This window comes from Kitasatospora sp. NPDC057223 (assembly GCF_042669755.1).
Lineage (GTDB): Bacteria > Actinomycetota > Actinomycetes > Streptomycetales > Streptomycetaceae > Kitasatospora.
Window position 1 is genome coordinate 1 of the sequence record NZ_JBHUWW010000231.1, and the last position, 6,559, is coordinate 6,559.

At 73.5% G+C, this 6,559-nt stretch carries 4 protein-coding genes; 2 read left to right on the top strand and 2 right to left on the bottom strand.

The window, feature by feature from the left end:
* Positions 1 to 123: 123 nt before the first annotated feature.
* Together ACFUK0_RS38955 and ACFUK0_RS38960 are read right to left on the bottom strand one after the other, a co-directional pair.
* Positions 124 to 1,890, bottom strand: coding sequence for an ABC transporter ATP-binding protein (locus ACFUK0_RS38955; RefSeq protein ID WP_380258606.1), 1,767 nt, complete (start codon positions 1,888 to 1,890; stop codon positions 124 to 126).
* A 167-nt stretch (positions 1,891 to 2,057) separates the two neighbouring features.
* Positions 2,058 to 3,059, bottom strand: a complete 1,002-nt coding sequence (locus tag ACFUK0_RS38960; RefSeq protein ID WP_380258608.1) for a YdcF family protein — start codon at positions 3,057 to 3,059, stop codon at positions 2,058 to 2,060.
* A 211-nt stretch (positions 3,060 to 3,270) separates the two neighbouring features.
* On the opposite strand from ACFUK0_RS38960, the gene ACFUK0_RS38965 reads away from it, so the two are divergent.
* Both ACFUK0_RS38965 and ACFUK0_RS38970 read left to right on the top strand, forming a co-directional pair.
* Entirely contained in the window at positions 3,271 to 4,692 is a 1,422-nt protein-coding gene (locus ACFUK0_RS38965; protein ID WP_380258610.1) for a DUF2252 domain-containing protein, read from the top strand.
* Between the two features lie 177 nt (positions 4,693 to 4,869).
* Positions 4,870 to 6,522: a serine hydrolase gene (locus tag ACFUK0_RS38970; RefSeq protein WP_380258612.1), complete on the top strand. Its 1,653-nt coding sequence runs from the start codon at positions 4,870 to 4,872 to the stop codon at positions 6,520 to 6,522.
* The last annotated feature ends 37 nt before the right edge of the window (positions 6,523 to 6,559 follow it).

Consider the following 6,559-nt stretch of genomic DNA (forward strand, 5'->3'; position numbering starts at 1 on the left):
GGCTATTGTCCACGCGCCTGCCCCGGGTGGGCCCGCAGATGAAAACTTGCTGGCCGTTCCGGGCACCGGGGGGGGGGGGGGGGGGGCCGGGCGTGTCCCGGACCGCCCCCGCCCGACGCCCGGTCAGGCCAGTTGGGCGGCCTGCAGACCCGCGTACGCGCCACCGCCGCGCAGCAGTTCGGCGTGCGAGCCGATCTCGGCTATCCGGCCCTGGTCCATCACCACGATCCGGTCGGCGCCCCTGATCGTGGACAGCCGGTGCGCCACCACGAAGACCGTCCGCCCCTGCACCAGCCGGCCCAGCGCCTGCTGCACCAGAGCCTCCGAGCGGGAGTCCAGCGCCGACGTCGCCTCGTCCAGGACGAGCACGCGCGGGTCGCGGATCAGTGCCCGGGCGATGGCGAGCCGCTGCTTCTGCCCGCCGGAGAGCCGGGCGCCGCGCTCACCCACCACCGTGTCCAGGCCCAGCGGCAGCCGGTCGATGAACTCCAGCGCGTTGGCGTCCCGCAGAGCGGCGCGGACGGTCTCCTCGGAGACGTCCCGCATCCCGTACGTGACGTTGTCCCGGACGGTGCCCTCGAACAGGATCGACTCCTGCGGGACGACCGAGAGGAACTTGCGGTAGCTGCGCAGGTCCAGCGACTCCATGTCCTGACCGTCCAGCAGGATCCGGCCCTCGGTGGGGCGCAGGAACCCGATCACCAGGTTGAGCACCGTCGACTTGCCGGCCCCCGAGCCGCCGACCAGCGCGATCGTCTCGCCCGCCCGGACACTGAGGTCGAAGCCGCTGACGGAGTGCTGCTCGGCGCCCTCGTAGGTGTAGCCGACACTCCGGAAGTCCACCCGGCCGCGCACCTGCTCGACCTTCGCCTTGCCCGAGTTCTCCTCCAGGTCGGGCGCCTGGAGCACCTCGCCGGCCGAGCGGACCGACGCCAGGCCCTTGCCGATCACCGGCGTCAGGCTCATCAGGGCCGTCACCGACCCGGTCAGGCTGGAGAAGTAGGCGCTCAGCATGACGACCTGGCCCGCCGTGACGTTCAGCCAGCCGTAGTAGGCGACCAGCGCCGAGCCGGCCAGGCAGCCCACGCCGATCGCGTTCAGCATGATCCAGGTGAGCGCGCCGAACCTGCCGTTCAGCAGGTCGAGCCGCAGGCCCGCCGTCAGCACCGAGCCGAGCGTGCGGTCCACCCGGCGCAGCGCCGTGCCCTCCAGCCCGTGCGCCCGGGTGATCGGGATCAGCGTCGTCATCTCGTTGATCCGCGAGGACAGCTTCTCGACCTGCACCCGGAACGACTCGTTGTCGTCCCGCAGCCGGTCGCGCAGCCGCACCACCAGCAGGGCGGAGGCCGGCACGATGACCACGAACACCGGCAGGAAGACCGGCGCCTGGATGGCGATCACCACCACCCCGCCGGTCAGCGTGGCGATCGCGCCCAGGCCCATGTCGGCGGTCTGCTGGGTGGCGTTCTCGATCCCCTCGACGTCCCGGACGACCTTCGCCTGGAGGACGCCGGCGCTGACCCGGGAGTGGTAGCCGATGGAGAGCTGCTGCATCCGGTGGCACAGCGCGGAGCGCAGCCGGGTGCCGGTGCGGCGGATGCTGCCGTGCATCCAGCGGACGTAGAGCAGGTGCAGCGGCAGGTTGAGCAGCAGGATGACCAGCAGCACCGCCGCGTTCCACCACAGCGCGGAGATCGGCCGGTGCTCCACGACGACGTCGATGATGTTCGCGGTGATCAGCGGCAGCAGCCACACCGGCGTGTGCTTGGCCAGGTACACGACGACGGCGCCGGCGACGCGCGCCCGGTCCTCGTGGAAGAGGTAGATCAGGGTACGGACGGGGTGCTCACCGCGGTAGCGGTGGCTGAGCGGGCCTTGCGGCAACGCCATGGACTTCTCCTGGGGGCGGAGTGCGGTGCGGGGAACGGGAGCGAGGGTCTTCGAGGGTCCGCTCATCCTCCCAGCGGCTCCCCGTCGGGCGACAGTTCTTTTGGGGGCCGCCCCCGCGCCGCACTCCACCCCCGACGGTCGCACCGCGTCGGGGGCGTGCCCGCCGGTCAGTGCAGGCCGGCCCCGACCCCGACCGCGACGAGGAGCAGGACGATCGAGATGTTCAGCGTCCGGTACGACCAGAGCACGGCGGCGAACTCGCGGATCGTCGCGCTCGGAAGGTAGTAGGCCGCCGTCGGCGAGCCCAGTACGTGCCCCCGCACGCCGGAGCGCCGGGCCTCCAGGGAGGACCGGAACACGTGGAAGTTGTTGGTGACGACGAGGCAGCGGTAGCCGGGCCGCTCCTGCTCCATCAGGGCCCGGCAGAACGCCAGGTTCTCCTCGGTGCTGACCGACTCGCTCTCCTGGACGATCTGCTCGGCGGGCAGCCCCCGGGCGATCAGGTAGTCCGCCATCGCCTGCGACTCCGCGACCTTCTCGTCGGTCCCCTTGCCGCCGGAGGTGATCACCACGGGGGGCTCCCGCCGGGCGGCCTGCGCCCGGTAGAGGCCGTGGGCGCGGTCCAGCCTGCTGGCCAGCAGCGGCGGCACCTGGTTGCCGTCGACCAGGCCCGCGCCGAGGACGATCACGAAGTCGACGTCCCGGCGGACGGGAACCCGCCCGTAGAGGGTGGAGTAGCCGAGGAAGCAGAGGAAGAGGAAGGCCACGTACCCGGCCACCAGCAGCACGCTGTCGGCCACCGCCCGCAGGGCGCCGGAGTCGAACCGGGCGGCGGCCAGCAGCAGCCCGATCAGGGCGAAGATCCCCAGGCCGGCCGCCAGCGACAGCAGGTTCGCGGGCCGGCTGCCCTCCCGGCGGAGCATCGTGACGCCGTTGGCGACGAGGAACACGGCGAGCACCACGACCCCCAGCCCGGCGGACACCGCGATCGCCACGGTGGCGGCCCGCCAGAGCGGGTCCGGCAGCCGGTCGAGTTCCCCGAGCAGGCCGGCGGCGAGGAAGAGGACGGCCAGCCCGAGCAGCACGGCGTTGCTGAAACGGCGCCGGTCGCGCCGGGCCCGGGCGACGAAGAGCAGGAGGAACGCGGTGGCCAGGACGTAGGCGAGCATGCGCACGATCCTATGCACCGTCCCGGGTCGGACCGGCCGTCATCCGCCGCGTGCCCCCGCCGCCGGGCATGACGGACATTCCGGCGATGCCGGACATGCCGGGATCGCCGGGAGCCGGGATGATCGGAGAAGCCACCGGCCGCCGGTGGGCCCGGCCCCGGTGGCACCCCGCCCCGTCCCCGCCGGGTGTGCCGCAAGGAGGGCCCTTCCGATGACCGCTCGCAAGTCCGCCGCCCCCGCACCCCACCGGACGCCCCAGGAACGGGCGGCGCGCGGCAGGGCCGCCCGCAGCGCCGCCCCCCGTTCGGGCCACGGCGAGTACGAGCCGCAGGCCGGCCGGGCGGATCCGGTGGACATCCTGGAGGAGCAGTCCGCGGCCAGGGTGCCCGAGCTCATCCCGATCCGCTACGGCCGGATGACCGAGTCGCCGTTCCGCTTCTACCGCGGCGCCGCCGCGATCATGGCGGCGGACCTCGGCGCCACCACCGACTCCGGGCTCCGGGCCCAACTCTGCGGGGACGCGCACCTGCTGAACTTCCGCCTGATGGCCTCGCCGGAGCGGCGCCTGGTCTTCGACATCGCCGACTTCGACGAGACCCTGCCCGGCCCCTTCGAGTGGGACGTCAAGCGGCTGGCCACCAGCATGGTGATCGCCGGGCGCGCGAACGGCTTCACCGACCAGGAGCGCGCCGACCTGGTGCGGGGCACCGTGCGCTCCTACCGGGAGCGGATGCGCGCCTTCGCCGGCATGCGCGACCTGGACGTCTGGTACGCCCAGGCCGACGCTGACCGGCTCCAGGAGCTCGCCTCCGGGCGGCTGGCGAAGCGCGGTCGCAAGGAACTGGCCAAGGCCATGGCCAAGGCCCAGACCCGGGACAGCCTGCAGGCCTTCGGCAAGCTCACCGAAATGGTGGACGGCCGCCGCCGGATCGCCGCCGACCCCCCGCTGCTCGTCCCGGTCGGCGACCTGCTGCCCGCCGTCGAACGGCGCGCGCTGGAGCACCAGCTGCAGGGGCTGGTCGAGAGCTACGCCCGCAGTCTGGCCTCCGACCGGCGGCACCTGCTGAAGGGCTTCCGGCTGGTGGACTTCGCCCGCAAGGTGGTCGGCGTCGGCAGCGTCGGCACCCGCTGCTGGATCATCCTGCTGCTCGGCCGCGACGACGAGGACCCGCTGTTCCTCCAGGCCAAGGAGGCCGGCGACTCGGTGCTCGCACCGTACGCGGGCGCCAGCGAGTACGACATCCAGGGCGAGCGGGTGGTCTCCGGCCAGCGGCTGATGCAGGCCGCCAGCGACATCTTCCTCGGCTGGGAGCGGGCCGAGGGCATCGACGGGCAGCGGCGCGACTTCTACATCCGCCAGCTGCGCGACTGGAAGGGCATCGCCCAGCCCGAGCTGATGGTGCCGCAGGGCCTGCGGGCCTTCGGCGAACTGTGCGGCGCCACGCTGGCCCGGGCCCACGCCCGCTCCGGCGACCGGATCGCCATCGGGGCGTACCTCGGTGGCGGCGACGCCTTCGACGAGGCCCTGGTGGGGTTCGCCGAGAGCTACGCCGACCAGAACGAGCGCGACTACCAGGCACTGGTCGACGCGGTGAAGTCCGGCCGGGTCACCGCCGAGGCCGATCCCTCCTGACCCGCGTCGATCGACCGGCCCGTCGGGCGGACGGCCCGCCGTTCGGACGGGCTGCGCCGATCGGGTTGGACCCGCCGGTGCGGCGGCGCCGCTGCCGCACCGGCGGGTCCGACCCGTGGGGATACTCGCCGGCGGGGCCACGCACGGTGGCCGCGACGCGAGCAGGGGAGCGTCCCGATGGGAACAGCCTCGGTCCACCGGCGGCCGGCCGCCGCGTCGGCCCGCACCGCCGCCGGCCTGGTACTGGCCGGGGCACTGCTGTCGGCGTGCACCTCCCCGGCCGGCCCGCTCCCGGCCCCCGGCGCCGACCCGACGAGCGGCAGCCCGTCCACGGCCCTGGCGACGGCGCCGCCGGCGCAGCCGCCGGCCACCCTCACCCGCGCCGGGGTGGACACCGCCGACGGCAAGCTCGACCAGGTGGTCCAGCGGGCGATGGACGCCACCGGCGTGCCGGGCCTCGCGGTCGCCGTCGTCTACCAGGACGAGGTCGTCTACAGCAAGGGCTACGGCGTCCGGGAGGTCGGCAAGCCGGACACCGTCGGCCCCGACACCGTCTTCCAGCTCGCATCCCTCTCCAAGCCGCTGGCCTCCACCGTGGTCGCCGGAGCGGTCGACGGCAAGACCGTCTCGTGGAGCGACCCGGTGCAGCAGCACGACCCCGGCTTCACCCTGCAGGACCCGTGGGTCAGCAGCCACCTCACCCTCGCCGACCTCTTCGCCCACCGCAGCGGCCTGCCCGAGCACGCCGGCGACCTGCTGGAGGACCTCGGCTACGACCGCGACTACGTGCTCGGCCACCTGCGCCTGGAGCCGCTCAGCCCGTTCCGGGTGACGTACGACTACACCAACTTCGGCCTCACCGAGGCGGCGGTCGCGGTGGCGAGGACGAAGGGCATCAGCTGGGAGCAGCTGTCGGCCGACACGCTCTACCGGCCGCTCGGCATGCACTCCACCAGCTCCACCTTCGCGGACTACCAGAAGGCGGCCGACAAGGCCGTCACCCACGTCAGGGCCGACGGCGGCTGGCAGGCGAAGTACACCCGCAACGCCGACGCCCAGTCACCGGCGGGCGGCGCCAGTTCGAGCGTCCAGGACATGGCCCGCTGGATGCGGCTCCAGCTCGGCGGCGGCAAGTTCGACGGCAGGCAGGTGATCGGCGCCGCCGCCCTGCAGGAGACCCACCTGCCGGAGATCGTCATCAGCCCGCCGCAGGCACCGGGCGGCCGGGCCGGCTTCTACGGCCTCGGCTGGAACGTCGGCTACGACGAGCAGGCCCGGCTGCGGCTCAACCACTCCGGGGCCTTCGCGCTCGGCGCGGCGACGACCGTCACGCTGCTCCCCTCGGAGGGGCTGGGGATCGTGGTGCTGACCAACGGCGAGCCGCTCGGCGTGCCCGAGGCCGTGGCGGCGAGCTACCTGGACATCGCGCAGCACGGCCGGGAGACCGTCGACTGGCTCGGCGCGTACGGCGGGATCATCGGCCGGATGATGCAGGCCGGCCACTCGGCCACCGACTACACCAGGCCCCCGGCCGACGCCGCACCCGCCCGGCCGGACGGGGCCTACCTGGGCAGCTACGCCAACGACTACTACGGGCCGCTCACCGTCACCGCCCAGGGCGGCGGCCTGGTGATGACCCTCGGGCCGGCCCCCGGCAAGCAGTTCCCGCTGCAGCACTTCGACGGCGACACCTTCAGCTACCCCACCGTCGGGGAGAACGCCGTCGGTCTCTCCGGGGTGACCTTCACCGTCGAAGCCGGCGGCACCGCGAACAAGGTCGTGGTCGAGAACCTGGACCACGAGCACCTGGGCACCTTCACCCGGGCGTGACACGGCGGCCCGGCCGCAGGACGGTGTCCTGCGGCTG